General features: G+C 44.2%; 28 protein-coding genes. 21 read left to right on the forward strand and 7 right to left on the reverse strand.

Going from position 1 to position 25,310, the window contains the following annotated elements:
• The 6 genes from RIN81_RS05890 to hflX form a co-directional block, all read left to right on the forward strand.
• Nucleotides 1–179: Rieske 2Fe-2S domain-containing protein (locus RIN81_RS05890; protein WP_309088895.1), on the forward strand; the 179-nt coding region annotated here is incomplete at its 5' end.
• Nucleotides 180–197: 18 nt separating this feature from the next.
• On the forward strand, nucleotides 198–947 hold the full coding sequence (cobA, locus tag RIN81_RS05895; protein ID WP_309088307.1) for a uroporphyrinogen-III C-methyltransferase: 750 nt from the start codon (nucleotides 198–200) through the stop codon (nucleotides 945–947).
• Between the two features lie 84 nt (nucleotides 948–1,031).
• A complete protein-coding gene (locus RIN81_RS05900) occupies nucleotides 1,032–1,634 on the forward strand; it encodes an alpha/beta hydrolase (RefSeq protein WP_309088309.1) in 603 nt (200 codons plus the stop codon).
• Between the two features lie 846 nt (nucleotides 1,635–2,480).
• Complete coding sequence (locus RIN81_RS05905) at nucleotides 2,481–2,765, forward strand: AbrB/MazE/SpoVT family DNA-binding domain-containing protein (RefSeq protein WP_309088311.1); 285 nt, start codon at nucleotides 2,481–2,483, stop codon at nucleotides 2,763–2,765.
• 65 nt (nucleotides 2,766–2,830) lie between these two features.
• Nucleotides 2,831–3,664, forward strand: coding sequence for an undecaprenyl-diphosphate phosphatase (locus tag RIN81_RS05910; protein ID WP_251269999.1), 834 nt, complete (start codon nucleotides 2,831–2,833; stop codon nucleotides 3,662–3,664).
• A gap of 138 nt (nucleotides 3,665–3,802) precedes the next feature.
• Entirely contained in the window at nucleotides 3,803–5,071 is a 1,269-nt protein-coding gene (hflX, locus tag RIN81_RS05915) for a GTPase HflX (protein ID WP_309088314.1), read from the forward strand.
• A gap of 56 nt (nucleotides 5,072–5,127) precedes the next feature.
• Here the strand turns inward: hflX and RIN81_RS05920 are convergent, their stop codons facing one another.
• Entirely contained in the window at nucleotides 5,128–5,382 is a 255-nt protein-coding gene (locus RIN81_RS05920) for a hypothetical protein (RefSeq protein ID WP_309088317.1), read from the reverse strand.
• A gap of 164 nt (nucleotides 5,383–5,546) precedes the next feature.
• Here RIN81_RS05920 and RIN81_RS05925 point away from each other — a divergent pair, with 164 nt between their 5' ends.
• Nucleotides 5,547–6,386, forward strand: coding sequence for a DUF2268 domain-containing putative Zn-dependent protease (locus RIN81_RS05925; RefSeq protein WP_309088319.1), 840 nt, complete (start codon nucleotides 5,547–5,549; stop codon nucleotides 6,384–6,386).
• A gap of 29 nt (nucleotides 6,387–6,415) precedes the next feature.
• Here the strand turns inward: RIN81_RS05925 and RIN81_RS05930 are convergent, their stop codons facing one another.
• Nucleotides 6,416–8,563 carry an MMPL family transporter gene (locus RIN81_RS05930; RefSeq protein WP_309088321.1) on the reverse strand — a complete coding sequence of 716 codons (2,148 nt, stop codon included), beginning with the start codon at nucleotides 8,561–8,563 and terminating at the stop codon, nucleotides 6,416–6,418.
• 158 nt (nucleotides 8,564–8,721) lie between these two features.
• Between RIN81_RS05930 and RIN81_RS05935 the strand changes: the two genes are divergently transcribed.
• From RIN81_RS05935 to RIN81_RS05960, 6 genes are all read left to right on the forward strand, one after another.
• Complete coding sequence (locus tag RIN81_RS05935) at nucleotides 8,722–9,033, forward strand: antibiotic biosynthesis monooxygenase family protein (RefSeq protein WP_309088323.1); 312 nt, start codon at nucleotides 8,722–8,724, stop codon at nucleotides 9,031–9,033.
• A 72-nt stretch (nucleotides 9,034–9,105) separates the two neighbouring features.
• Entirely contained in the window at nucleotides 9,106–9,534 is a 429-nt protein-coding gene (locus RIN81_RS05940) for a MarR family winged helix-turn-helix transcriptional regulator (RefSeq protein ID WP_309088325.1), read from the forward strand.
• Between the two features lie 103 nt (nucleotides 9,535–9,637).
• Nucleotides 9,638–10,588 (forward strand): ABC transporter permease, encoded by a 951-nt coding sequence (locus tag RIN81_RS05945; protein WP_309088327.1) that lies wholly within the window; start codon nucleotides 9,638–9,640, stop codon nucleotides 10,586–10,588.
• Nucleotides 10,581–11,528 carry an iron chelate uptake ABC transporter family permease subunit gene (locus RIN81_RS05950; RefSeq protein WP_309088329.1) on the forward strand — a complete coding sequence of 316 codons (948 nt, stop codon included), beginning with the start codon at nucleotides 10,581–10,583 and terminating at the stop codon, nucleotides 11,526–11,528. The genes RIN81_RS05945 and RIN81_RS05950 overlap by 8 nt, the downstream gene beginning before the upstream one ends.
• Nucleotides 11,528–12,286 carry an iron ABC transporter ATP-binding protein gene (locus RIN81_RS05955; RefSeq protein WP_242231809.1) on the forward strand — a complete coding sequence of 253 codons (759 nt, stop codon included), beginning with the start codon at nucleotides 11,528–11,530 and terminating at the stop codon, nucleotides 12,284–12,286. Before RIN81_RS05950 ends, RIN81_RS05955 begins: the two co-directional genes overlap by 1 nt.
• A 15-nt stretch (nucleotides 12,287–12,301) precedes the next feature.
• The gene (locus tag RIN81_RS05960) at nucleotides 12,302–13,264 is read left to right on the forward strand and encodes a siderophore ABC transporter substrate-binding protein (RefSeq protein WP_309088331.1); all 963 of its coding nucleotides are present in this window, start codon (nucleotides 12,302–12,304) and stop codon (nucleotides 13,262–13,264) included.
• 27 nt (nucleotides 13,265–13,291) lie between these two features.
• On the opposite strand, the gene RIN81_RS05965 is transcribed toward RIN81_RS05960, so the two are convergent.
• From RIN81_RS05965 to RIN81_RS05975, 3 genes are read right to left on the reverse strand one after another with little or no spacing between them, the layout of a single operon-like run.
• Complete coding sequence (locus RIN81_RS05965; RefSeq protein WP_309088333.1) at nucleotides 13,292–14,728, reverse strand: sensor histidine kinase; 1,437 nt, start codon at nucleotides 14,726–14,728, stop codon at nucleotides 13,292–13,294.
• On the reverse strand, nucleotides 14,712–15,395 hold the full coding sequence (locus RIN81_RS05970) for a response regulator transcription factor (protein WP_309088897.1): 684 nt from the start codon (nucleotides 15,393–15,395) through the stop codon (nucleotides 14,712–14,714). Before RIN81_RS05970 ends, RIN81_RS05965 begins: the two co-directional genes overlap by 17 nt.
• Nucleotides 15,396–15,455: 60 nt before the next feature.
• Complete coding sequence (locus tag RIN81_RS05975) at nucleotides 15,456–15,914, reverse strand: hypothetical protein (protein ID WP_309088335.1); 459 nt, start codon at nucleotides 15,912–15,914, stop codon at nucleotides 15,456–15,458.
• 529 nt (nucleotides 15,915–16,443) lie between these two features.
• Between RIN81_RS05975 and RIN81_RS05980 the strand changes: the two genes are divergently transcribed.
• The 4 genes from RIN81_RS05980 to RIN81_RS05995 all read left to right on the forward strand — a co-directional run bounded on the left by RIN81_RS05980 (nucleotide 16,444) and on the right by RIN81_RS05995 (nucleotide 21,116).
• Nucleotides 16,444–17,397: a sugar ABC transporter substrate-binding protein gene (locus tag RIN81_RS05980; protein WP_309088338.1), complete on the forward strand. Its 954-nt coding sequence runs from the start codon at nucleotides 16,444–16,446 to the stop codon at nucleotides 17,395–17,397.
• A gap of 58 nt (nucleotides 17,398–17,455) precedes the next feature.
• Nucleotides 17,456–18,976, forward strand: coding sequence for a sugar ABC transporter ATP-binding protein (locus tag RIN81_RS05985; RefSeq protein WP_309088340.1), 1,521 nt, complete (start codon nucleotides 17,456–17,458; stop codon nucleotides 18,974–18,976).
• An 18-nt stretch (nucleotides 18,977–18,994) separates the two neighbouring features.
• Nucleotides 18,995–19,987 (forward strand): ABC transporter permease, encoded by a 993-nt coding sequence (locus tag RIN81_RS05990; RefSeq protein WP_375164507.1) that lies wholly within the window; start codon nucleotides 18,995–18,997, stop codon nucleotides 19,985–19,987.
• Between the two features lie 100 nt (nucleotides 19,988–20,087).
• Entirely contained in the window at nucleotides 20,088–21,116 is a 1,029-nt protein-coding gene (locus RIN81_RS05995; protein WP_309088342.1) for a LacI family DNA-binding transcriptional regulator, read from the forward strand.
• 59 nt (nucleotides 21,117–21,175) lie between these two features.
• On the opposite strand, the gene RIN81_RS06000 is transcribed toward RIN81_RS05995, so the two are convergent.
• Complete coding sequence (locus RIN81_RS06000; RefSeq protein WP_309088344.1) at nucleotides 21,176–21,790, reverse strand: nitroreductase family protein; 615 nt, start codon at nucleotides 21,788–21,790, stop codon at nucleotides 21,176–21,178.
• 161 nt (nucleotides 21,791–21,951) lie between these two features.
• Here RIN81_RS06000 and RIN81_RS06005 point away from each other — a divergent pair, with 161 nt between their 5' ends.
• The 3 genes from RIN81_RS06005 (at nucleotide 21,952) to RIN81_RS06015 (ending at nucleotide 23,496) form a co-directional block, all read left to right on the forward strand.
• Complete coding sequence (locus RIN81_RS06005; RefSeq protein WP_242231801.1) at nucleotides 21,952–22,266, forward strand: winged helix-turn-helix transcriptional regulator; 315 nt, start codon at nucleotides 21,952–21,954, stop codon at nucleotides 22,264–22,266.
• 81 nt (nucleotides 22,267–22,347) lie between these two features.
• The gene (locus tag RIN81_RS06010; protein WP_309088346.1) at nucleotides 22,348–22,482 is read left to right on the forward strand and encodes a hypothetical protein; all 135 of its coding nucleotides are present in this window, start codon (nucleotides 22,348–22,350) and stop codon (nucleotides 22,480–22,482) included.
• Between the two features lie 108 nt (nucleotides 22,483–22,590).
• Nucleotides 22,591–23,496, forward strand: coding sequence for a CobW family GTP-binding protein (locus RIN81_RS06015; RefSeq protein WP_309088348.1), 906 nt, complete (start codon nucleotides 22,591–22,593; stop codon nucleotides 23,494–23,496).
• A 36-nt stretch (nucleotides 23,497–23,532) separates the two neighbouring features.
• Here the strand turns inward: RIN81_RS06015 and RIN81_RS06020 are convergent, their stop codons facing one another.
• Nucleotides 23,533–23,853, reverse strand: coding sequence for a thioredoxin family protein (locus tag RIN81_RS06020; RefSeq protein WP_309088350.1), 321 nt, complete (start codon nucleotides 23,851–23,853; stop codon nucleotides 23,533–23,535).
• Between the two features lie 205 nt (nucleotides 23,854–24,058).
• Here RIN81_RS06020 and RIN81_RS06025 point away from each other — a divergent pair, with 205 nt between their 5' ends.
• Complete coding sequence (locus RIN81_RS06025; RefSeq protein WP_251269982.1) at nucleotides 24,059–25,228, forward strand: FtsW/RodA/SpoVE family cell cycle protein; 1,170 nt, start codon at nucleotides 24,059–24,061, stop codon at nucleotides 25,226–25,228.
• The last annotated feature ends 82 nt before the right edge of the window (nucleotides 25,229–25,310 follow it).

A 25,310-nucleotide genomic window follows, 5' to 3' on the forward strand; every position in this document is an offset into this window, starting at 1 on the left:
GCTGTCCGCATAAAGGCGGGGTGCTCGCTGAAGGAATTGTCAGCGGCGAGCACGTTTTCTGCCCGATGCATGACTGGAAAATTTGCACAACTGATGGGAGAGTGCAGGCGCCGGATACCGGCTGTGTATCTACTTATAAAGCCGTTATTGAAGACGATGACGTATACTTATTTATTTAAAGAAGGAGGCGGACAAAGATGGGTGTATCGATTGTAGGAGCAGGGCCGGGCGATCCGGAACTCATTACCGTTAAAGCATTAAAAGCCATTCAAACGGCCGATGTTATTTTATATGACCGGCTTGTAAACAAAGAGCTGTTGAAGGAGTCAAAACCATCAGCTGTCCGCGTCTTCTGCGGAAAGTTTCCAGGCAATCATGTGATGACTCAGGACCGTATTAATCGGCTGATGGTAAAGTTCGCTTCTGACGGAAAAAGTGTGGTGCGTTTAAAAGGCGGTGATCCGTTTGTGTTCGGACGCGGCGGCGAAGAAGCTGCTTATGCAAGAAGCTTTGGCATCCCGGTTGAAATTATTCCGGGTATTACAGCGGGCATTGCTGCACCCGCTTATGCAAATATTCCTGTCACACACCGGGAATATGGCAATTCATTCGCCATTGTCACCGGGCATCAAATGGAAGGCAAAGGAGAAACAGATTGGTCGAAGCTTGCCACGTCTGTAGATACGCTTGTGATTTATATGGGCATGAAACATTTGGATCATATTACGAAGCAGCTCATTCACCATGGCCGCAATGAGGCAATGATGGCCGCGGTGATTGAGCAGGGCACGACAAATGCACAGCGCGTTGTAACAGCGCCGCTATGCCGTATTGCAGAAGAAGCGCAGAAGCAGGAAATAGGCAATCCGGCTGTAATTGTCATTGGCGACGTCGTCAACTGCCGAGAGCAGCTGGAACGTGAAATGGCTCTGGCGGCTGCGTATTAAGGGAAAAGGAATTGACGCGCTTCTCTTCCTCCTGTACCATTATCTTTAATTCAAGATAATAAAAACAGAAAAGGTGGAAGCGCCATGAAACATGTATTTCGAAAAGGATCAAACGACCGTGTCCTGCTTCTCTTACATGGAACAGGAGGCACCGAGCATGACCTGCTGCCGCTCGCTGACAGTATTGATCCGGATGCATCTGTATTGAGCGTACGGGGAAATGTGCTTGAAAATGGTATGCCGCGCTTTTTCAGACGGCTGGCAGAAGGGGTATTTGATGAGGAAGATTTAGTATTCCGCACAAATGAATTAAATGAATTTTTAGCCCAGGCGGCACGCGACTACGGGTTTAACCGGAGTAAAGTAGTGGCAATCGGCTACTCGAATGGTGCAAACATTGCCGCAAGTCTATTATTTCATTTGGAAGATTCTTTAAAAGGTGCGATCCTTCATCATCCGATGGTGCCGAGAAGAGGGATTGAACTTCCGGATTTAACAGGCACCCCTATTTTTATTACAGCTGGAAAAAACGACCCTATTTGTCCGGCAAAAGAAACAGATGATTTAGCGGCACTGCTGGCTGGTGCCGGTGCAGAAACAGACGTTCACTGGGAAATGAATGGTCATATGCTGACAGCTACAGAAGTGCAGGCAGCAGCACAGTGGTTCAAAACCCATCTCGCTTAATTGTTCTGATAACAAAAACGCCTTGTTCGCAAAGCGTTTCAATGTGTAGACAAAGTCTTTCGCTTTTAAAAAGAGCCGATAAGTGAAGCCTGCCGGGCTTCGCGTTCCACGGGAGTCTTCGTCCGGCAGGCTTCACTAAGTGGTGTTAAAGGTCAATAAACAAGGACCGGATAGACATTTTCTCTTTTTTAAACAGAAAGATATGACCTTATTCGCTCTATACCACATCTTGTTGCAAGCCACTTGGCGGCGGGAGGGCAGCGCCTGCCCCATGGAAAGCGGAACTGCCTGGACGGATCCATTCCATTCATGTGCATGGTCATCCATATCATTTGTCTATAGTCTGAAACGCCTTGTTCGCAAGGCGTTTTTTGTTTTATATTATTGCGAGCTGTTTTTTTGATCGGCAGAGGATTGAGACAAATCGTTAAGCTGTTCATGCATTTTCTCTACATTCGTAAATTAGAGTTGAAGAATAAGGATGCAGAAAATGGGAAGAGCTGATAAAGCTGCTGTTAAAATTCTAAAACTCAGTTTTCATAAGGCGTTCCTTTTGTTCTCCTTCTCTTAAAGCAAAGTATAGATAGAAGCTTTTCGTATCATTTAAAAAACTGGTTTTAACATTAATTGTAAAAATGGTAAATTTACATTCTATATTCGATTTATTAGGTGTTTAAGCCTATTTATCGTAAAAAATAAGCTATAAGATTCATTTTGAAAATAGTTAATTAGGTAATAGGATCTTATGGAAAGCATTTTTTCTGTTTTTTTCCTTATTTATCGTGTTTTGACTAAAAAAAGGAAGGGTGGAATAGTAGTCTTATCTTACTAAAAGAGGTGAAATGCATGATTGCGGTGAAATCAAAGCGAATTATGGATGCGCAGGGGCGGGTGGTTCTGCCCAAAGCGGTGCGGAAGGAGCTGGGTATTTCTCCGGAAGACCGGGTACGGGTGGTAGGACAGCAGGATGAAATTACGATTGAGAAATACACAGAGCAGCAGGTGGAAGAAACGAAAATGTGTTATATAACGGGCGCTGCATCACCTGACTGCCATTCATTTAGCGGCGGTATTCATTTAAGTAAAGAAGCGGCTCTCAAGATTCTGGCAGAATGGAAGTCTAAACAGTAATCGATTGGCGTATAGTGAAAAGTATGCTACTTTAGAGAGTGGAAATCTGACAAAGGAGAATAGAAATGGATTTTATCACTCTATTAAAAGCGGTTATTCTCGGACTTGTAGAAGGAATGACCGAATTTGCCCCGGTTTCTTCAACAGGGCATATGATTATCGTCGATGATATGTGGCTTCACTCTAAAGAATTTTTAGGGAAATATGCAGCTAATACGTTCAAGGTTGTCATCCAGCTTGGTTCTATTTTAGCGGTGGTTGTTGTATTCAGGCAGCGGTTTATTGATTTGCTTGGCTTAAACAAAGAAACACGCGGCAAAGAAAATCGGCTTCGTCTTGGCCAGGTGCTTGTTGGATTGGTTCCGGCCGGGGTTTTAGGTGTTTTGTTTGAAGATACAATTGATAAGTATTTGTTTACAACCGAGACTGTGTTAATCGGGCTTGTGGCTGGTGCTGTCCTGATGATGATTGCAGACCTTTACAGGGGCAGAAAGCAGACGGCCAATATAGCAGAGACTGTTGATCAAATAACGTATAAGCAGGCATTTCTTGTTGGTATTTTCCAATGTCTTTCTGTTCTGCTTCCCGGTTTTTCACGTTCTGGATCTACCATTTCCGGCGGGGTTCTTGTTGGCATGAGCTATCGTGCTGCAGCGGATTTTACGTTTATTATGGCCGTGCCGATTATGGCTGGGGCCAGCTCTATTTCACTGTTGAAAAACCTTGAGTATATTTCAAGCTCCGATCTTCCTTTTTATGCGGTCGGTTTTATCAGTGCTTTTATTTTCGCTTTAATTTCCATTAAGTTCTTCTTGAAATTAATTAACCGTATCAAATTAACTCCGTTTGCCATTTATCGTATCATTCTGGCAGCGGTCATTTATTTCGTCTTTTTGTAAGCGGGGTGCATACCCCGCTTTTTTATATGGAAAGAAGCGTTCACAGCGTTTGATTTAAAAGACACCGGCGTGGTAAACTAACAGCACGAAACTGAACCGCAGGCCGATGTCTGCGGTTTTTTCAGAACGGAGGTCCCTATGAACGAAACAAAAACCGAACAACTCAAGGGCATTACAGCGGGTGTAAATACGGATAGCGAGGGAGATTTTCTGTACTCAATGGAAGAGCTCAAAAATCTCGCGGAAGCGTGCGGCATCGAAGTAAAGGGGGAGCTGACACAAAATCTGCCTCGTACACATCCCGCTCTGTATATGGGAACGGGAAAAGTAGAAGAGCTGCAGCACCTTGTCGAACAGATGGAAGCGGATGTCGTGATTTTTGACAGTGAGCTGTCGCCATCGCAAATTCGAAATCTTGAAAAAGAGCTTGATTGCGAAGTGGTCGACCGAACCATGCTTATTCTAGACATTTTCGGACGGCGTGCCAAAACGAAAGAAGCGCAGCTCCAGGTGGAGATGGCCCGTCTTCAGTATATGCTGCCACGCCTGGTCGGCACGTATGTGGCACTTGGGCGTCAGGGGGGTGGCTCAGGCTTTAAAAACCGCGGTGCCGGGGAAACGAAGCTCGAACTTGACCGCCGGAAAATTGAATCGAAAATTTCTTATTTACGCAAAGAACTGGCGAAAATTTCGGAGCAGCGGACTGTACAGCGCAGACAGCGCCAAAAAAACAACCTGCCTGTTGCTGCGCTTGTCGGCTATACAAATGCCGGTAAGTCAACTGTTATGAACGCAATGCTCGGAACGTACGGCGGAGACGGGGGAGAGGTTTTTGAGAAAGACATGCTTTTTGCTACGCTGGATACGTCTGTGCGCAGCATTGAGCTTCCGGATAAAAAAGAGTTTTTGCTCGCTGATACGGTCGGATTTGTAAACAAACTGCCGCACCATCTTGTAAAAGCGTTTCGCTCAACATTGGAGGAAGCGGCATTTGCCGATGTGCTTGTTCATGTCATTGATGTATCAAGCCCGCAGTTTGAAACAATGATAGATATTACGGAAAAAACGCTCGCAGATATTGGGGCAGAAAACATGCCGGTCGTCTATGTATATAATAAAGCAGACCGGGCCGGTGTCGAATACCCGCAGACAGCCGGTGATTCGGTATATATCTCTGCCAAAGAAAGAGCGGGTATAAGCGAGCTGACAAATAAGCTGAAAGAGCACTTGTTTAAAGACTATGTTCGCTGTACCCTGCTTGTCCCGTTTGATGAAGGGGAAGTTGTATCGTACTTTAATGAGCACGCGGCTGTGCTCGAAACAGAGTATGAAGAGAATGGAACAAAGCTGACGGTTGAATGTCATCGAAAAGATTATGAAAAATTCAAGTCCTTTGTTACTGGCTAACCCGCTTTTAAAAACGGTCATCCTGCATAAGATGACCGTTTTTTATTTTCATTTTTTTACCATAAGAAAAAGGCAGATGCGAGGGCAAAACCGGCGATAGCCGCCAGGGCAACCGGATAGCCGTATCCATAGCCATACCAGCCATAAAATCCGTATCCAAACCCTCCTAAAAAGCCGGCAGGACGAATCCAAACATGGTCTCTCGTTACGCGGGTAATTCTTCCTGTATGAACTTTGCCATCACGGCAGGTAATTTTTACTTTTTTTCCTGTGTGCTGTGAGCAAAGATGATAAAAGTGTGTTCGAGACATGATATTCCTCCTTTCTTTGTTTCATAGTTTATGCAGGAAAAAAAGAGGTGGATAAACGAAAAGTCTATGAAATATCCTTTTTTGCTATAAAAATAGTACGGCTGCTCCAAAATAAACTTATTCATATATATATTAAGAAGGGCAATGAAAAAGGAGGCAGCATCATGCCGGTATTAAACAGCAGAGCATGGCTGGATGAGTTTATAAGAGAGTGTGAAAGAAAGGGAAAAAAGGAAGTGTATTTTATTCAATGTGAGACACTGTGTGCTCCGCTGGTCTCTTTTTTTCCAGCGTTCAGCCCAGAGGAACTTCACTACCACCTGCTTGCCGCCGGATTGTTTGATCCGTCCGAATGGGAAAAAACCCGGAACACAGTGGAGGAAATGGAGAAAAGCGGTATGTGGGAGCTGGCGGCACAGGAATATAAAGAGCTGCAGCAAAAGTGGAATGGGCCTGAAGCACATATTGTTCTTTTTCCGATACGAAAAGCACGCTGGAGAGGCAGAGCGTCTATCCCTAAGAAAAATGGAGCTGCTGTCGGGAAAGTTATTTTTTTGTTTTTGACACCTGGTTTACCAAGAGAAGAAGTAAAAGCCCTGCTGGCACATGAGTACAATCATGTATGCTGGTTAGATCATTTTAAAAAAGAAGATCATTCTTTACGTTTAAAAGAGGCCCTCGTTTTAGAAGGAATAGCTGAATTTGCGGTAAAAGAACTGTATGGGGAAAAGCAGCTTGCTCCCTGGGCGGGTCTGTATTCACTTGAAATGGCAATAAAACTATGGGAAAAAGCGTTTGTTTCTGCGTTGGAGAGTACAGATAAAGAACTACAGCATGATTTTTTATATGGAAAAAAAGATCGCCGCCTTCCCAAGTGGATTGGGTATTGTATTGGCTATCATATTGTCCAGTCTTTTTCAGAGCGAGCCGGGCCATTTAAAGTAGAAGAGCTATTGCAAAAAAGCGCTGATGAAATCGTCGCCGGTTCGATATTTCATAGCTGAATGCAGGCTCGCAAAAAGCAGTCTTCTGTTCAAGAAGACTGCTTTTTTGGTTTTTTTTGAAACGGCATCCACCAGTTGGCTGCGCCAAGCAGTTTCATTAAGCTGGGCACAAGCAGCAGGCGGACGATGGTCGCATCGATCGCAATGGCAATCGCAATACCGATTCCAATTTGTTTTACTGGCACAACGCCGGTAAAAGCAAAAGCGCCGGTAATGGCGATCATAATGGCAGCAGCCGAAGTAATAATTTTACTTGTGCTTGCAAGCCCTTCTACAGTCGCATATGCATTGTCATATGTGTCCATATAAAATTCGCGAATGCGGGAGATGAGAAACACTTCATAGTCCATGCTTAAGCCAAACACGAGACTAAAAACGAGCACCGGCAGAATAAGAGAAACAGAAGCCGGTTCCATTCCAAGATGCCCTCCCTGAAACAGCCAGACAAGAATACCAAACGTAGCAGCAAGGCTGAGAACATTCATGAGAATCGCTTTGAGCGGAATCAGAACCGACCGGAATGCGATCATTAAAATAAAAAAGGTTGAAATCAAGATAACCGCCAGCACAGGGGCTGCTTTATCAAAAATCTCATCATACAGCTCCTGGTTAAATTTAGGCTGGCCGCCAAATGTAATCTTTACCGGCCAGTCGTCTTCGCTCCAGTTCCGAACCACTGTCTGAGCTTCGTCAGAGGCGGCTTCTGCGTTAAGTGAAATGGGAAACAAAAGCTTATCTCCCTGAATAAAGCCTTCAATTACCGGTTCAAGCTTTGCGGCTGTTTGCGGATTTTCAAGAGAAGCCGCAAGTACAGCCGGATCACGCTGGCCGCTTATGGAAAACAAGGTTTCTATACCGCTCACGGTTTCGCTCCGCTTTAATTTTTGTTCCAGTTCTTTCATAACCATTAATCCGTCTTCATCAAGCCAGCCGTTTTTTCGTTCAGCGACTGCATACACCGTTGAAGCGTTATCTTTCATAAAGTTCTCTTCAATTTTGTCGTAAGCCGTGCGGGATTCGAACGTAGTCGGCAATGAATCTGCTGCTGGAATGACCAGGTGCATGTTTTTCACTGGAATGACCGCTGTGCCGAGCAGAAAAAAAGCAAGCAGCGCGACTAAAACAGGACGCTTCATCACGAATCGGGCAAATAAGCGCCACCGGCTGGCAGAGTTTCCAGAGACGCGCAAAATCCGTCCTTTATAAATATGGCTGCCAAGAAGCTTTAGAAGCGCCGGAAGCAGTGTCATGGACGCGATCACCGCGACCGCAATCACAGTCATACCGCCAATGGCCACATTTTTAAAAATATCAATGTCGATCAGCAGCACTGAACCAAGCCCGATAAATACGCATAAAGCGGAAAAAAGAATGGAGTGGCCGGCTTTTGCTTGTGTAATCCGGATCGCTTCATCAATTGACCGGCCACGAGAGCGTTCTTCTTTATAACGATTAATAAATAAAAGTGAAAAGTCAATCGACAGTGCCAGTCCAAGCATTGGGACGATATTTAAAATAAAAATAGCCAAACCAACCGAGTCGGCTATAAAGGATAAAATCCCGAAGCCGACAATAATTGTTATTCCGCCAATCACAAGCGGAAGAATCGAAGCGACCACAGTTCCGAGAGCAAGCAGGAGCACGATAAGCGCCACAGGCAGTCCAATCAGTTCGGCTCGTTTTAAGTCATCCTGGCTCGCTTGATTAATATCTTTTGAGATAACAGGTCCGCCTGTCAGCGAGATGCCGTCTTCTTTTGCTAAAATAGCCCGCACGTCATCAATCACAGGATCCATTGGCTTTGACGGATCATCAAAATGAATGGCGGCATAAGCGATTTCCTCTTTCAGCCATTCTTTTTTTTCAAAAGGTGAATCGATGGCAGAGGGTGATACAATCTGGTCAATTTCATCTAAGACAGAGCTAATATTTGTTTGAAAGGCCTTAGAGGATTCATGATTCCTCTTTTCAAATAAAACAAGCAGGGTCTGTTCTGGAAATTGGAATGTATCATGCAGATCCTGCTGAACCACTTCATAGTCACCATCTGTCCGAAAACCGTCTCCTTCAAGCTTGGCAGGAAGCTTAGCAGCAAAGAATCCAAAAACGGCCGCCCCAATCAGCCAAAGAATAAGAATCGGTTTCCAGAATTGAAGTGCAAACGGTTGTTTTTTCATGAAAGCAGCTCCTTTTTTATTTATTGTTTCATGATAAAGGAAAATCTCCCAAACGGGAAAACAATTCATTTAGTAAACTGCTTATTGACACTGAAAATCATTATCAATATAATGATAGAGTGAAAAACAATTTCATTTTGGTAAAAAGGAGGTAAACCATGTTTGTTGAAATGAAAACCATTACGGTAAAACCGGGCACATCCCACTTGGTCGTTGAAAACTTTCAAGGGAAAAATGCCATGGCGGAAATGGATGGCTTTATCGACAAAAAAATTTGGGTCCGTTCACGCAGCAAAGAAGATGAAAAAGTGATTGTGGCGATCCAGTGGGAATCAGAAGAAGCTTACAAAGGGTGGAAAAAAAGTCCGATTCACATTGCCGGCCACCGCACAAAACGGGAAAAACCGGACTATATCCTGGATTTTAAAAACGAAACGTTTGTAGAAGCATCATTGCCCGCATCCGTTTAATACGACATATACTTGCACAGACAAGTTATTTCCATTACAATAATGGAGATAAGCTGTTAGAGGTGAAGAGCTATGTATAAGCTGGATGATTCACTCGGATACAAGCTGTTTCAAAGCTCGCGTCTGATGACGAACAGGTTGAATCAGCATTTTCGATCCAATGGTTATCCGATTACCCATGAACAATGGCAATTATTAAGCCGCTTGTTTGAAAGGGACGGTCAAACGCAGCAATCTCTTGCTGTGTTAAATGAACGGGATGAGCCAAGTGTGTCGCGTCTTGTTGCAAATATGGAACGAAATGGGCTCGTTGAACGGCGTCCGCATCCGACGGATAAACGGGTAAATCTTGTTTTTTTAACGGAAGAAAGCAAGCGGATGAAGGACGATTATACAGCGATCGCTTTTCAAACCATACAAGATGCATCAAACGGAATTGATCCGGCTGAATTTGAACAGTGCCTGCACACGCTGGATCGTATCCGACGTAATTTGTCGTAGAAAGGATGCCGGTTTTCAATCGGCTTTTATCTTTCGCTTCAATTGAGAATGAATCTCTCTATCACTAACTGCCTGACAGCAATATAAAGGGTAGGGCAAATGAATGAAAAAACGTTACTTAGTATTACTGCTTATTTTATTATCTTTTGCTTCATTGTTTATCGGCGTTACCACTATTTCGCCGTTGGATTTGTTTCGATTTAGCGATCACCAGACGCAGATTTTTTGGCAGAGCCGGGTTCCACGGCTGATCAGTATTTTAATTGCCGGAGTAACGCTCAGTATCAGCGGCTTTATTATGCAGCAGCTGAGCCGCAACAAATTTGTTTCGCCAACTACAGCGGGAACGATGGATTCCGCCCGATTTGGTATCCTCATTGCGCTGATTGTCTTTACGTCGGCTGGTCCATTTGAAAAAATGGTTATTGCTTTTCTATTTTCTCTTGCCGGCACGTTTCTGTTTATGAAGATCCTTGACCGGATTAAAATGAAAGATCCTATTTTTATTCCACTTGTCGGGCTTATGTTCGGAAATATTATCAGTTCAATCACAACATTTTTTGCGTATAAGCACGATTTGATTCAAAACATGTCAGCTTGGCTGCAGGGAGACTTTTCCATGATTACAGCCGGGCGCTATGAAATGCTGTACATAAGTATTCCGCTTGTTGTGATTGCTTACCTCTTCGCCGACCGGTTTACGATCGCCGGAATGGGGGAGGATTTTGCAAAAAATCTCGGCTTGAATTATAAGCAGGCTGTAAACGTCGGGCTCGTTATTGTGGCGCTGTCCACCACACTCGTTGTGCTGACAGTCGGGCTTATTCCGTTTCTCGGTCTCGTTGTTCCGAATATTGTGTCGATTTACCGGGGGGACAATTTAAAAAACAGCTTGTTTGATACTGCGCTTTTAGGAGCCGTCTTCATTTTGTTCTGCGATATTCTCGGGCGAATCATCATTTTCCCATATGAAATTCCGATCGGCTTAACGGTTGGCGTTATTGGGAGCGGGATTTTTATTTACTTGCTGATGAGGAGACGGGATTATGCGTGAAAAGGGCAAACTGGTCATACTAATTGTGCTGGCGGCAGCTTCGATAGCCGGCTATATGTTTATTGAGCTTGGACCTAATTGGGACTATGCTCTGCCAAGGCGGGCAGAAAAAATTGCAGCGATTGTGCTGACAGGAACAGTTATTGCAGTCGCTACACTGCTGTTTCAAACGGTAACGAACAACCGGATCTTAACGCCAAGCATTATCGGGCTTGACTCCTTGTATATGCTTGTGCAGACAACGCTTGTATTTTTCCTTGGCTCGACCAGCCTGACAGTCATGAACAAGCAGGTGAACTTTGCGATTTCGATCGGCTTTATGGTACTGTTTGCACTTGTGCTGTACCGGCTGCTTTTTCGCAGAGAAGGGCAGAGCATTTACTTCTTGCTTTTGCTTGGCCTTATTTTCGGTACGTTTTTCGGGAGCTTTACCTCATTTATGCAGGTATTGATTGATCCAAATGAATTTCAAATTATTCAAGACCGGATGTTTGCGAGCTTTAACAATGTCCAGACAGAGGTTTTGGTGATGGCAGCCGTGATTACTGCCGCTATGCTGCTGTATTTAATGAAATTTTTAAAATATCTTGATGTTCTTTCACTTGGAAAAGAAACAGCGATTAACCTTGGAGTTGAGTACGATTATACGGTTAAACGGCTGCTTGTTATTATTGCTGTTCTTATTTCCGTTGCCACGGCGCTTGTTGGTCCGATTACGTTTCTTGGACTGCTCGTTGTGAATGTGGCCTACGAAATGTTTAAAACCTATAAGCATTCCGTTCTCATTTTTGCTTCGATACTTGTGTCAATTGCGGCGCTTGCCGGCGGTCAAATGATTGTTGAACATGTGTTTACTTTTTCTACGCAGCTTAGCGTGATCATTAACTTTGTCGGCGGCATTTACTTTATATACTTATTGTTAAGGGAGAGTAAAAAATAATGGTAGAAGTGCAGTCTGTCTCGAAATCATACGGATTAAAAGCAGTTGTTGATGATGTGTCAGTCAATATTCAAAAGGGAAAAATCACATCGTTTATTGGTCCGAACGGTGCCGGGAAAAGTACACTTTTATCCATTATCAGCCGCTTGATGAGCGCGGATACTGGCGAAGTGCTGATCGACGGGCAAAAAGTAAACGAAACAAAAAGCAGAGATTTAGCCAAAAAAATGGCTATTTTGAAGCAGTCTAATCACCTAAACCTGCGTTTGTCGGTCCGTGATCTTGTTGCCTTTGGGCGTTTCCCTTACTCACAAGGGAAATTAACAAAAGAAGACCACGTTCACATTGACGAAGCGCTTCGTTACATGGAGCTTGAGGAACTGCAGGACCGCTACTTAGATCAGCTGTCTGGCGGGCAAAAGCAGCGGGCGTTTATTGCGATGACCATCGCTCAGGATACCGAGTACATTCTATTAGACGAGCCGCTGAACAATTTGGATATGAAGCACTCTGTTCAAATTATGAAAGTGCTGCGCCGCTTGGCTGATGAACTGGGCAAAACGGTTTTAATCGTAATCCATGATATCAATTTTGCTTCTGTGTATTCCGATTATATTGTGGCCCTGAAAGACGGGAAAATTGAAGCGCAGGGAACGGTCAATGAGATTATTACTACCTTGACACTCAAACAGGTATATGGCATGGATATGTCTATTCAGGAAATTAACAATCAAAAAATATGCGTGTATTTTAGCTGATAAAAGGAGAGCATTATGAAAAAGTATCTATTATTTATCGTTATGGCCGTTTTTACAGTAATCGCAGCGGCATGCAGTTCATCAACTTCCGGCGAGAAAGCAGAAACAGAGCCGGCAGAGGGCAATGAAACACCAAAAGAAGTAACCGTAACACATGAGCTTGGCGAAACAACAGTGCCGGTTAACCCGGAAAAAGTAGTTGTATTTGATTTTGGTTCACTTGATACAATGGCAGAACTTGGAGTTGAGCCAGTCGGCCTTCCAAAAGAAAATATTCCGGATTACCTTTCAAAGTTTGAAGATGAAAAGTATGAAAATACAGGCAGCTTAAAAGAGCCGGATTTTGAAAAAATTAATGAACTTGCACCAGATTTAATCATTATTTCAGGCCGTCAAATGGACTTATACGACCAATTTGCGGAGATTGCGCCGACTGTTTATCTTGCTGTTGATGAGTCAAACTACATGGAATCATTCAAGAAAAATGCAACAACAATTGGCCAGATTTTTGATAAAGAAGCAGAAGTAAAAGAAAAATTAACAGCTATTGATGAAAAAGTAGCGGCACTAAACGAAAAAGCATCATCAATGAACAAAAATGGACTTATTATTTTGGCGAATGAAGGCAAAATCAGCGCGTACGGACCTGCGTCACGCTTCGGTATTATTCATGACGTATTCGGTGTAAAACCAGCTGATGAAAACATTGAAGTATCTACCCATGGCCAAAGCGTTTCATTTGAGTATTTAGTGGAAACAGATCCAGACTACTTGTTTGTTGTAGACCGCGGTGCGGCTGTAGTAGACGGAGAGTCTTCTATAAAACAGGTTGTAGAAAATGATCTTGTAAAAGGCACAAAAGCTGTGAAAAATGATCATGTCGTTTACCTTGATGCAAACGTTTGGTACTTATCAGGCGGAGGCTTGCAGTCTGTGTTAAAACAGACTGATGAAATTGAAAAAGCGATTAGCAAGTAATCCAAAAACAGGACTGATGCGGAGACATCAGTCCTGTTTTTTTAATTTAATCGTAAAGGTTGTACCAAGAGGTGATGTTTCCTTCAGCTCCAGGTCGCCATCCATGGCCCGGGCAAGCAGCTGGCTGAACGGGAGACCGAGACCGAGGCCGCGGACTTTATATTTTTTATTTTCTCCACGGTAAAACCGTTCAAAAATCAAGGCTCTTTCAGCATCCGGAATACCAATTCCCGTATCGGCTACGTCAATGAGGGCGTACGATTCATCAATGCGAATCGTAACAGAAAGCTGGCCTTTCGTTTCAATAGCATGAGCCGCGTTGTTGAGCAGGTTCATCATAATCTGCTGGAGGCGGTCAGGATCCGTCAGCACCATCAAGTCCCGCTCATACGGATGAAAATGAATAGGTATACCGTCCGGGTTACGGGCTAAGTTCCATTCATGAATAATGTCCCCTGTTAGTTCATTGAGTTCATGCGGCGCGGTTGAAACCGGCAGAGCATTGGCTGCAAACGTGTTGAATTCGAGCAGGTCATTGATCATATTCTGCATTCGTTCCGTCTCTTTTAAAGAAATCGTAAGAAATTCTTTCGCTTCTTCCCCGGCAACAACGTCGTCTTTGACAGCTTGAAGCAGACCGCTGATTGAGGTAACAGGTGTTTTTAACTCGTGGGTGACACCCGCAAGCAGTTCAGCACGAATAGATTCAAGCTGTTCAAGGCGGACAGCCATATCGTTAAAAGACGTAACGAGGTCGTATACTTCCTGTTCTTTTGCCCTTGAAGGCTTAAGGAGCACTCCATAGTTACCGTTGCGAATTTCTTTGGCTGCGGCAGCTGCTGCACTGATTGGCCGTGCAAGCCGGCGCGATAAAATATAAATCGCTGCCCAGCCAAGCAGGCCGCTGCCGATAATAAGCATAGCAAGCAGACGGTATTCATCGTTTAAATCAGCAAATTTATCTTCCGGCTGCAGCATGACGACCCATCCGAATGTAACCGCATTTACCGTAATTGGTTTTTTGATCAAGTAAACAATGGCGTCATCGTTTAAGGCGGAAAAGGTCTGTACCGCACTGTTTTTCTCCAGCACAGCGGTCGGAAAAGAACTTTCTTTGTATAAGTTGTCGTCACCAGCGGATATGATCACACCATTCGCATCCGTAATAAAAATGGAAGGGGGGGATTCCATTTTGCTCAGTTCATCCCGCACATCGAGCATGTCCCGGTCAAGGTAAGAAGATGCGTCAGAGTCATCGCCAACCTGCTGGCTGCCGGCAATGCGGCCGGCAAGCTCTGCTGCTAAAAACTCGGATACATCGAGCCGGTTTTGAAGAGTCGTGTGCTGAATCCAGACGACCGACAGCATGGCCAGGACAAGCAGGCCGAGAGCAAGGGTAATGGCATAACGGGTTGTCCAATAGCGAAGCAGTGAGATGCGCCGTGTTTTATTCCGCCGTAACAAATTGATACCCTAAGCCGCGCAATGTTTTAATTTCCCCCTCAGATGACGGCCACTTTGCCAGTGCTTTCCGGATTCTCTTCACAGATAAATCAACTGCACGATCGCTTCCATCGTAATCGTGCCCCCATACTTCATCTAAAAGCTGATCCCGCGTAAAGGTGCGGTTGGGAGCCGCTGCTAAAAACAGCAGCAAAGACAAGTCCCGCGGTGTTAAGGTAATGTCTTTACTTCCTAAAGAAATACGATGCGCGGTAAAGTCAATCGTCAGGCTTCCGAAGTGCTGTACATTCTCGTCGGTGCGTTTTGAATCGGAACGGCGAAGCACAGCCCGTATGCGTGCAACGACTTCATCGGCGATAAATGGTTTAGAGATATAATCGTCCGCTCCCCCGTTTAAGCCGTCCAGCCGGTAGTTCACATCATTTAAAGCCGTCAGCATAATCACCGGGCAGCTGCTGCTTTCCCGAATTTCTTTTAATACCGCCCAGCCATCTTTTCCTGGCATCATCACATCAAGCAGAACAAGAGAAGGAGAAATCGAATGAAACTTTTCAACCGCTTCCGTTCCATTAAAAGCTTGTACAACATCAAAGCCGGCTTTCGCCACATATACCTTTAATACCTGGCTGATTGCCGGTTCATCTTCTGCAATTAAAACTGTCTGCATGTCCATCTTCCTTTCCTTCTTTAAAGGGTTCGACAAAAAACCGGCCTTGCTTGGCCGGTTTTAATAAAATCCATTTAATTGTTCAGCCGCTGTTTCATTTACTTCCGCGATGGACGCAATGATCTCTTTTGTGCGCTGTCCTTCTGTTTGGATGCCGAATTGATCCGCCACATTATGTACAAAGGCTTCATGGGCTTTTTTCACCTGAAGGCGAAGTGTTTTTTCATCTTTGCCAGCTGTATCAAGATGGAGAGCTTCGGCCTGACGCTGTAATTTTGCCAGGCGGACTTTTTTAGCAGCTGTTTCCAAATCATCATGTTCATTATAAATACCGAGTGCCATTGCTTGATCGGCAATGATATCGGCAAAATTTCTTGTGCCTGTACGAGCAACGGACGAAGCCGTTTGTTCTTTTGTAAGCTGCGGGGAAGCCGCCTGAGCTGGAGAAGAGGGAACACCGCTTAAAATTGTAATAGATAGCGCGCCCGTCATAACATATGACATTGTTTTCTTCTTCATGATTCTTCCTCCTGTGCATTTCCTTTACTAGATGCTTTTAGTTTACCCGATAATTAAGTCAAGTACATGTCAAATTGAAAACTTTTTAATTTTGTTCACGTTCACATCTATTTTTTTGCAAAATTCTTCTTGATCTTTAAAAACACATCGATTAATATCTAGTTAAGCGCTTACTTAATCAAGAAAATTCAGAAAATTAATCGCTTTCAGAGGTAATAGCATGAAGGTAGGAAGAAAGAATAAAATCACTACAAACATGTGGGGGACTGATTACTAGAGTGTACGGATTTCCGATTAAAAGAGTTATGCGGTAAAGCTGGAAGATCTCTTGAGCAAGGCTGCATCAAGTGCAGGAAAAAGGGACACATAGTGCCAATTAGGAAAACGCTTAACCTAGTTTGAAGAAAAGAGCTATGGGACCCATAAAAAAGGTGCTGGAGTTGCAAGGACAAGCAGTTTAACACTTTACTTTTTTGAAAACGATTTCATATCGTTTCCATATATGAACAACCTGGGGAGGAAGAAAAAAATGAAGAAAAAGTTTTTTCTGTTCATGGCGTTGATGGTAGCACTAACAGCTGTATTGGCAGGATGTAGAGGCGGGGAAAGTGCAGATGGGGAAGAAAAATTAAAAATTGGTGTGGCACTTCCAGACTTTGATGATAAATGGCTCAGCTACCTGCAGGACGGCATGATGGATTATGAGAAAGAAGCAGGCAATATTGAAGGCGTGTATGTAGATGCAATGAATGATGCAGCGAAGCAGATGTCTCAGGTAGAAACATTTATTTCACAAGGTGTAGATGCAATTGCAATCGTACCGGTTGATACAGAATCTGTAGGCACAATCGTAGATATGGCAAATGCAGCAGAAATTCCAATTGTTGTCGTGAATCGTACGTATGAAGGAATTGAAGAAGCAACAGCATTCGTAGGCGGTAACTCAATTGATTCAGGCATTATTCAAATGGAACAAGTCGCAAAACTTCTTGGCGGCAAAGGGAACGTGGCAATCATGAACGGCCAATCTGGACAGGAAGCGGAAATTAAACGTACAGAAGGAAACAAGCAAGTAATCGAGAAAAATCCAGGCATGAAAATAGTAAAAGAAAAGAATGCAGACTGGGATCGTGCAAAAGGGATGACATTGATGGAAAACTGGCTGCAATCTGGCGAGAAAATTGATGCTGTTGTGGCAAACAACGATGAAATGGCCATTGGTGCGATCATGGCACTCGAAGCAGCCGGGAAGCTTGAAGAAGTAACGGTAGCAGGGATCGACGGTACACCGGATGCACTTGAGTACGTAAAATCAGGCAAGCTGAAAGTATCAGTATTCCAAGACGCGGCTGGCCAAGGATCAAAAGGGCTTGAAATTGCAGCAAAAGCAGCTAAAGGGGAAGAAGTTGAAAAAATGAACTACGTTGAGTTCGAATTAATCACACCAGAAAACGTAGAAACATACGAGAAAAAATGGCAGTAAGAAAAAGCGGGCGGTTTATACCGCCTAGCTTTTATAAAACAAACTTGGGGTGAGGAAAATGACATCTCCGTACATTTTACAAATGTCAGGTATATCGAAAAGCTTTCCGGGTGTTAAAGCCTTGCAAAACGTCAGGCTGGATGTAAAAAAAGGTGAAGTGCATGCCTTGATGGGTGAAAACGGCGCAGGTAAATCCACGCTGATGAAAATCCTGATTGGCATTTATACGGCCGATACTGGAAGCGTTATATTCGACGGTGAAGAATTGAAGATTAACAATGTCAGTGAAGCGCTCGATAAAGGTATTTCAATGATTCACCAGGAGTTAAATCCCGTACCGGAAATGACAGTAGCAGAAAATATTTACCTCGGCCGCGAACCAACCTACGGCAGAACAGGATTGGTTAACCAAAAGCAGCTTGTGGCCAACACGAGAGAGCTTTTTGAACGCCTCAACATTACAACGATTGATCCTAAAGCCAAAATGGTTGATTTAACAGTGGCGAAAATGCAGCTGGTAGAAATCGCGAAAGCCGTTTCCTACGATTCAAAACTCATCATCATGGATGAACCCACATCCGCCATTACCGACAAAGAAGTGGCCCATTTATTTGAGATTATTCGCTCGCTGCAAAAGAAAGACGTCGGCATCATTTACATTACGCACAAGATGGAAGAACTCAAACAAATCGCTGACACGCTGACGGTATTCCGTGACGGCCAGTATGTCGGCACAGATTCCATTGACAATATGTCCCGTGAACGCCTGATTGAAATGATGGTCGGCCGCGAGCTTTCTCAGGTATTTAATAAAGAGCATGCCGAGATCGGAGAAGTAGCCCTTGAAGTCAAAAACTTAACAAAACAAGGAAAGTTTTACGATGTAAACTTTCAGGTCCGTAAAGGAGAAGTGCTCGGCATTGCCGGCCTAATGGGCTCTGGACGGAGTGAGATTCTGGAAACGATTTTTGGTGCGATACAGGCAGATTCAGGAGAAATTCTTGTCGGCGGTCAATCCAAAAAAATGCGTTCGCCGAAAGATGCAATCAATGCGGGTATCGGCCTTCTGACAGAAGACCGGAAGCTAACCGGCTGCTTCCTGCCGCTCAGCGTGCGGGATAACATGATCATGGTCAATATCAACAAATATAAAAAAGGCGGGCTGCTTGACCGGAAGAAAATTGAGAGTGACTGTGCAGACCAAAAGGCAAAAATGAATATTAAAACACCGAACATGGATCAGCTCATCAGCAATCTAAGCGGAGGCAACCAGCAAAAGGTCCTGATCGGACGCTGGCTTCTTCACAATCCGGATATTCTCTTCCTGGATGAGCCGACACGCGGCATTGATATTGGGGCGAAAAGCGAAATTTACAGCTTGATTTTCGAGCTGGCCAAGCAGGGTAAAGCCATCATTGTCGTATCATCGGAAATGCCAGAGGTGATCGGGCTGAGTGACCGCATTATCGTCATGAGTGAAGGATACCAGACAGGAGAGCTGGACCACCGTGAAGCCACTCAGGAAGCGATTATGGAGCTGGCAACACGCGGAGAATTAATGAAGCAAAAAACATCGTGAGAACAGGGAGGCAAAAGGATGAGCAACTTATCAACTGTTACGAATAACAATCCTGGTGTAGGCGTTCAAAAAGAATCAAAGGCAGGAACGATATTCAGAAAATATGGGATGCTGATTATTTTAGTTGCATTAATTGGGCTTATGACGGCGCTTGAACCGAACTTTATTAATTCAAATAATATCATTAATATCGTAAGGCAGATGTCAGTAATTGGAATCATCGCAATTGGCGTAACCTTCATTATCATTACAAGCGGAATTGATTTATCTTCCGGCTCTGTCGTAGCTTTAACGTCTGTGCTCGTTGCTGCAGTTGCACAGGAAGGAACATATCCACTGATTGTAGCCCTCCTTGTGGCTGTTGCAGTTGGTGCCGGCACAGGCCTTTTTAACGGATTTTTAATCACAAAAGGAAATATCGCTCCCTTTATTGTAACACTTGGCATGATGACCGCGGCACGCGGGCTTGCGCTTCTATACAGCGGCGGACGCCCAATCGGCGGCTTATCGGATGCATTATTGTTTCTTGGACAGGGCATGATTGCCGGCATCCCGGTACCTGTTATTATTTTTGCCATTATAGGTGTGATTTCTTATATTCTTTTAAACAAAACAAGATTTGGTAAATATGTTTATGCGATTGGCGGAAATGAGCAGGCGGCGATGATTGCCGGTGTGAACGTAACAAAAGTAAAAATTTTAGTATACACATTCAATGGCCTTTTAGTCGGTATTGCCGGACTGATTTTAACAGCCCGCATTGCTTCCGGGCAGCCAACGGCTGGTAACATGTACGAACTTGATGCCATTGCAGCGACTGTTATCGGCGGAACAAGCTTAACAGGCGGCATTGGAACGATTGGCGGCACCATTATCGGTGCATTGATTATTGGTGTAATGAACAATGGACTGGATTTGATGAACGTTTCTTCTTACTGGCAGCAAATTCTAAAAGGTGTCATCATTACAGTCGCCGTTTATATCGATGCACGCAAGCACAAGAAAAAATAATCAAGCGGGATGCTGACTGAAAAATTTCAGCGTCACATGAAGTGATTCACGGCGTTTCGTGTTACTCTAAGAATAGAATGACACGAGGAGAAACGATGATATGAAACCGACGATTTATGACGTGGCGGAAAAAGCGGGAGTTTCTATTGCTACCGTATCCAAGGTCGTGAACAATACAGGGCGGATCAGCGAAAAAACCCGTAAGCGTGTAACAGAGATTATGCGGGTTCTTGACTACCAGCCGAGCAGTGTCGCAGCGGCACTGACAGGCAAAAAAACATATACCGTCGGCGTGCTTGTTCCTGATATTGCCAACCCATTTTTTGCGGAAGTGGCCCGGGCACTGGAAAACCGGGCACGGGAATCTGGTTATACACTGATGCTGTGCAGCACAGATTATAAGCAGCAGAGGGAACGGGAATATTTAGAGCTTTTTTCTAAAAAGCAGGTCGACGGTGTGATGGTAGCCATTGAGCCGGAAGAAATGGATCATTTCAAAAAATTTAATGAGCGCGGCGTACCGAGCGTAATGCTGTCTGTGAATCACTTAGACGCTTCAGCCAGTGTGGTCATGACAGACAATGTGCGCGGAGGGTACGTAGCCGGTAAATATTTGCTGTCGAAAGGACACCATGAATTAGCCATTATGTACGAAAAGCAGCGCCAATCGGGGCGTTCCCGTTTGATTGGTTTTCAGCAGGCATTATCAGAAGCAGATGTGATGATTGAAGAACCGTACGTTATTGATACCCGCTCTGATATTTTGGAAGCGAAAAAAGCCGCGCAAAAGCTGCTTCGTCTCCCGAAAAAGCCAACCGCTGTGTTTGCAGCAACGGACTTGATCGCTATTGTGTTGATCAACGAAGCGAGAGGAGCGGGTGTACGGGTACCCGAGGATATGTCGGTCATCGGCTTTGATAATACCATTTATGCGGAAATTGCCGATCCTGGACTTACGACGATTGCACAGCCTATTACAGATCTTGCTCATTATTCATTTGACCAGCTGTTACAGCTCATCAAGCAGCCAGATCAAATTGGACATCGGATTATGCTGGCGCCATCTTTAATTGAAAGAGGATCGGTTCAAAAAATCATCGACGGCGGATCTTCATCCAATGAAAATTAAAAAGCGCGGACTTTTCAATATTGAAAAGTCCGCGCTTTTTTATTCAAAAAAGGGGTACATTATTTGTACACTTTTACACGCTCATCAAGCGGCGCAAATTCTTTGTCGCCGGCTGGCGCTGTTGGTTTGCCGAATGGCATTTGAGCCATAAGCTTCCAGTCTGCTGGAATATTCCACTGGGCTGCTACTTTTTCATCAATCAGCGGATTGTAATGCTGCAGGGTTGCACCAAAGCCTTCGTTTTCAAGTGCTGTCCAAACGGTAAATTGAAGCATACCAGATGCCTGGTTAGACCAAACAGGGAAGTTATCCGCATAAAGGGCAAACTGCTCCTGAAGGCTGCGGACGATCGATTGATCTTCAAAGAATAAAACTGTTCCGCAGCCTGCCTGGAACATATCCATTTTCTCTTGTGTAGAAGCGAAGCTTTCTTCTGGAACCACATTTTTTAACGTTTGTGTTGTAATCTCCCACAATGTATCATGCTGTTCGCCAAGAAGAACGACGACACGCCCTGTTTGCGAATTAAAAGCTGTTGGCACATGCTTAACTGCAAATTCAATGATTTCTTGGATTCTTTCATCTGAAGCGACAGACTCTTTTGAAATAGCATAATGAGAGCGGCGATTTTGAACAGCTGTGTAAAAATCTGTTTGGATAGAACCGTTTGACATGGTTTATGTACCTTCTTTCAAATAAAATTTTGTTACCTTTAGAAACATAGTTTAAAAAAATAAATTAAATTAGTCAAGTAACTAGATATTAAAAAGTGGAAAGATATCATCTTTCTTTAAAATGGTGTATACTAAGAGTACATAAAAGAGGTGAAAGAATAATGGAGCTTTGTCCAAAAGTAGAAAAAGCAATGCAGTTATTAGGCAAACGATGGACGGGCCTTGTGATTAAACAGCTTTTGGATCGGCCGCAGCGGTTCTCTGAAATTAAAGCTGGATTTCCGATCAGCGGCAAGCTGCTGACAGAGCGGCTGAAAGAGCTGGAAGAGGAAGGCATGGTCACTCGAAAAGTGTATGCAGAAGTGCCGGTTCGGGTTGAATATACATTAACGGAAAAAGGACGCGCCTTAAAAGCGGCTATTACAGAAATAGAGAATTGGGCGCATGACTGGGTTGAATTAGAAGAACACGTATAAATCAAATTTAAGGCTTTCGCCCTGTTTGATCGCGCATCCCAGCGGGAATGGGACATGTAACATGATAAAAGGAGAAAAAACATGTCCCATGAACAGCAGGCCCTGCTTGAAGCCATGCAGGAAGCCTACTCCCAGAGTGAGCGGCAGGATGCGAGTATGGATGCCGTCATGACGCTGATTATCGAAAAACTTGAATTGGTGATCAAACCAGAGTAAAGCAGGGGGTTCGCTCCTGCTTTTTGTTTTGGCAAAAAGTGAAGGAGCATGTACAATAGATAACGTGTATTAAATCGGAACTATGTGGATTTGAGAGAGGGTTGGCCTATGAAAACAGAACTTTATATAATTGGAGGCTTTCTTGGCAGCGGGAAAACCACACTGCTGTTGAAACTGCTTCAAAAAGAAAAAGAAGCAGGCAGAAAAGTCGCTGTTCTGATGAATGAAATCGGTGCGCTTTCGGTTGACTCGGCGCTTATTGGAGAAAAAACGGCTGTGCGGGATATGTTGAACGGCTGTATTTGCTGTACGATTAAAGATGAAATAGAAGTGGAATTACTGGCGCTTTACCGGGAACACCAGCCGGATGTCATTTATATTGAAACGACCGGTGCTGCTCACCCGATGGAAGTGCTCGATGCCTGCATGTCTCCATCCATCGCGATGAAAATTGATGTAAAAGGCATTTTAACGCTTGTTGACTGTGCCCGGTGGGTGGAGCGGAACCGGCTGCCGATTGCTCATCGGAAGCTGATGGAGGATCAAGCGCGCTGGAGTGATATTGTCGCGCTCACTAAAACAGATTTGGTCGCCGAGGAAACCTTGGCAGTCGTTCGCAGAGATATCCGTTCACTCAATCAGAAGGTTCAGTTAATTGAAATAACGCGTGGAGAAGGAGAAGCTGTTTTTGGCAGCGGAAGCCAGTCACAAGAACAGCATCACGCCCGCCACCATCTGCATGTTCGAACATTTGCTTATGAATTTGTGAATCACGTACCGCGTGCTGCTTTTAGAAGGTGGGTAGAACATCTGCCGGATTCGGTGCTGCGCATCAAAGGGTTCATCAAGTTTGAGGATTCAGGAGACCAGCCGGAGCTGTTTCAGTATGCATATGGCGTTCCGTTTTTTCAGCCGCAGCCGATCAAGCGGCCGATGGTCATTGTTGTGATTGGGGAAGAGCTTCCAGAAGAGGAAATGCGTAAAGAGTTAAATAAACTCGAAGGCGTATTTTAAAAACCGGCCCGTATACGGGCCGGTTTTGGCTGTTCATTAAGCAGGAAGGTTTTGCAGGTACTCACGTACTTGCTCCGGAGACTTAGCATTTGCACTGTGCAAATGAGCTAATTTTTCGCCGTCTTGAAAAAGAAGCAGGCTGGGAATGCCCATTACATCGTATTTTTGTGCAGCTTCGGGAAAATCATCCCGGTTCAGTTCAAACCAGCGGTATTGGCTGTAGTCCGCTATAATTTCATCAATAAACATATCCATTCTCGTGCAATCCGGGCACCAGCCGGCGTAAAATTTAATGATGACCGGCTCACTGCCGGCAATAATTTCTTCGAATTGCTCTTGTGTTTGAATTACTTCCATTCTGCTAACTTCCTTTCTAATTGGTTCATCGACTTTTGCACTCAGCGCATTTAAGTGTGAGGCGCAGAAGCCGGAACATTTTGTTCAAGTTATTGTATCACGGTCGGGCTTAGATTTCTCCTATCTGAATCGTTTGGCTGTTGTAGAATGGAACAATAACGTTATAATAAGAATTGGTCTATTTTTACGAGAAAGAGGAGTTTACATGAATTCTCAACAACAATCAAGCCGGATTGACTACGGATTGATTTTAATCTTGCTTATGCTTTTTGTTGTAAGCTGTGCAGCGATTTACAGTGCACAGACAACAGGTCAGTATGGAACAAACTTTGTCGTCCGGCAGGTTATCTGGTACGCGATTGGAATCGGCATTATCCTGGTATTTATCCGGCTGGATTCAGACCAATTTCACGGCATGGCCTGGTATTTGTACGGTTTTGGCATTTTGCTGCTGTTGTTTTTGATCGTAGCACCATCATCTATTGCTCCAACGATCAACGGAGCGAAAAACTGGTACAAGCTTCCGGGCTTAGGAACCATTCAGCCGTCCGAATTTATGAAAGTATTTCTGATTTTAACATTATCCCGGGTAATGGTGAATCATCATTCTAAAAACCCTATTAAAACGATCAACAGTGATTGGATGCTTTTGCTTAAATTAGGCGCTATTACTGCTTTGCCGCTTGCGCTTGTGGTGAGACAGGACCTTGGAACGTCTCTGGTTATTATTTCTATTTTGCTTGGTATGATTTTCGTCTCAGGTATCACGTGGAAAATACTCCTTCCTCTCTTTGGCAGCGCCGCTACTCTGATCGGCCTTGTGTTTTATATGGTACTCTGGCAGCCGGCAGTGTTAGAAAAATACCTTGGTGTCAGGCAGTACCAGTTCGATCGGATTTATTCATGGCTTGATCCGTATAACTATGAGAGCTCGATCGGTTTCCACCTGACCCGGTCGCTGCTTGCGATTGGCTCGGGCCAGACGATGGGCAAAGGGTTTGGCTACCGGGAAGTCTATCTGCCGGAAAGCCATACTGACTTTATCTTTAGTATTATTGGAGAAGAATATGGATTTATCGGTGCGTCGGTTGTTGTAAGTTTGTTTTTTGTGCTCATTTATCACATTACAAAACTCGCATTGACCACAAAAACTCCTTATTATTCTTACATGTGCGCGGGCGTTATCGCGATGATTACGTTTCACGCGTTCCAAAATATCGGCATGACGATCGGCCTGCTGCCGATTACAGGGATTCCGCTGCCATTTATCAGCTATGGAGGCAGTGCGATGATGGGAAATATGATGGCTCTGGCGCTTATTTTCTCCATCACTTACAATGAGCGTCACTATATGTTTTCATCAGATCGATCGTAACCCGCTTTTAAAGCGGGTTTTTTTTTATGAACTCTTACAGTCTATAATCTATAATGAAATCATAGGAACAAAAGGGAGAGGA

The organism is Domibacillus sp., assembly GCF_031181085.1.
GTDB lineage: Bacteria > Bacillota > Bacilli > Bacillales > Domibacillaceae > Domibacillus.

Coding starts and splice junctions, on each gene's coding strand:
- cobA (WP_309088307.1), top strand. CDS start 198: ATGGGTGTATCGATTGTAGGAGCAGGGCCGGGCGATCCGGAACTCATT.
- RIN81_RS05900 (WP_309088309.1), top strand. CDS start 1,032: ATGAAACATGTATTTCGAAAAGGATCAAACGACCGTGTCCTGCTTCTC.
- RIN81_RS05905 (WP_309088311.1), top strand. CDS start 2,481: ATGATTGCGGTGAAATCAAAGCGAATTATGGATGCGCAGGGGCGGGTG.
- RIN81_RS05910 (WP_251269999.1), top strand. CDS start 2,831: ATGGATTTTATCACTCTATTAAAAGCGGTTATTCTCGGACTTGTAGAA.
- hflX (WP_309088314.1), top strand. CDS start 3,803: ATGAACGAAACAAAAACCGAACAACTCAAGGGCATTACAGCGGGTGTA.
- RIN81_RS05920 (WP_309088317.1), bottom strand. CDS start 5,382: ATGTCTCGAACACACTTTTATCATCTTTGCTCACAGCACACAGGAAAA.
- RIN81_RS05925 (WP_309088319.1), top strand. CDS start 5,547: ATGCCGGTATTAAACAGCAGAGCATGGCTGGATGAGTTTATAAGAGAG.
- RIN81_RS05930 (WP_309088321.1), bottom strand. CDS start 8,563: ATGAAAAAACAACCGTTTGCACTTCAATTCTGGAAACCGATTCTTATT.
- RIN81_RS05935 (WP_309088323.1), top strand. CDS start 8,722: ATGTTTGTTGAAATGAAAACCATTACGGTAAAACCGGGCACATCCCAC.
- RIN81_RS05940 (WP_309088325.1), top strand. CDS start 9,106: ATGTATAAGCTGGATGATTCACTCGGATACAAGCTGTTTCAAAGCTCG.
- RIN81_RS05945 (WP_309088327.1), top strand. CDS start 9,638: ATGAAAAAACGTTACTTAGTATTACTGCTTATTTTATTATCTTTTGCT.
- RIN81_RS05950 (WP_309088329.1), top strand. CDS start 10,581: ATGCGTGAAAAGGGCAAACTGGTCATACTAATTGTGCTGGCGGCAGCT.
- RIN81_RS05955 (WP_242231809.1), top strand. CDS start 11,528: ATGGTAGAAGTGCAGTCTGTCTCGAAATCATACGGATTAAAAGCAGTT.
- RIN81_RS05960 (WP_309088331.1), top strand. CDS start 12,302: ATGAAAAAGTATCTATTATTTATCGTTATGGCCGTTTTTACAGTAATC.
- RIN81_RS05970 (WP_309088897.1), bottom strand. CDS start 15,395: ATGCAGACAGTTTTAATTGCAGAAGATGAACCGGCAATCAGCCAGGTA.
- RIN81_RS05975 (WP_309088335.1), bottom strand. CDS start 15,914: ATGAAGAAGAAAACAATGTCATATGTTATGACGGGCGCGCTATCTATT.
- RIN81_RS05980 (WP_309088338.1), top strand. CDS start 16,444: ATGAAGAAAAAGTTTTTTCTGTTCATGGCGTTGATGGTAGCACTAACA.
- RIN81_RS05985 (WP_309088340.1), top strand. CDS start 17,456: ATGACATCTCCGTACATTTTACAAATGTCAGGTATATCGAAAAGCTTT.
- RIN81_RS05990 (WP_375164507.1), top strand. CDS start 18,995: ATGAGCAACTTATCAACTGTTACGAATAACAATCCTGGTGTAGGCGTT.
- RIN81_RS05995 (WP_309088342.1), top strand. CDS start 20,088: ATGAAACCGACGATTTATGACGTGGCGGAAAAAGCGGGAGTTTCTATT.
- RIN81_RS06000 (WP_309088344.1), bottom strand. CDS start 21,790: ATGTCAAACGGTTCTATCCAAACAGATTTTTACACAGCTGTTCAAAAT.
- RIN81_RS06005 (WP_242231801.1), top strand. CDS start 21,952: ATGGAGCTTTGTCCAAAAGTAGAAAAAGCAATGCAGTTATTAGGCAAA.
- RIN81_RS06010 (WP_309088346.1), top strand. CDS start 22,348: ATGTCCCATGAACAGCAGGCCCTGCTTGAAGCCATGCAGGAAGCCTAC.
- RIN81_RS06015 (WP_309088348.1), top strand. CDS start 22,591: ATGAAAACAGAACTTTATATAATTGGAGGCTTTCTTGGCAGCGGGAAA.
- RIN81_RS06020 (WP_309088350.1), bottom strand. CDS start 23,853: ATGGAAGTAATTCAAACACAAGAGCAATTCGAAGAAATTATTGCCGGC.
- RIN81_RS06025 (WP_251269982.1), top strand. CDS start 24,059: ATGAATTCTCAACAACAATCAAGCCGGATTGACTACGGATTGATTTTA.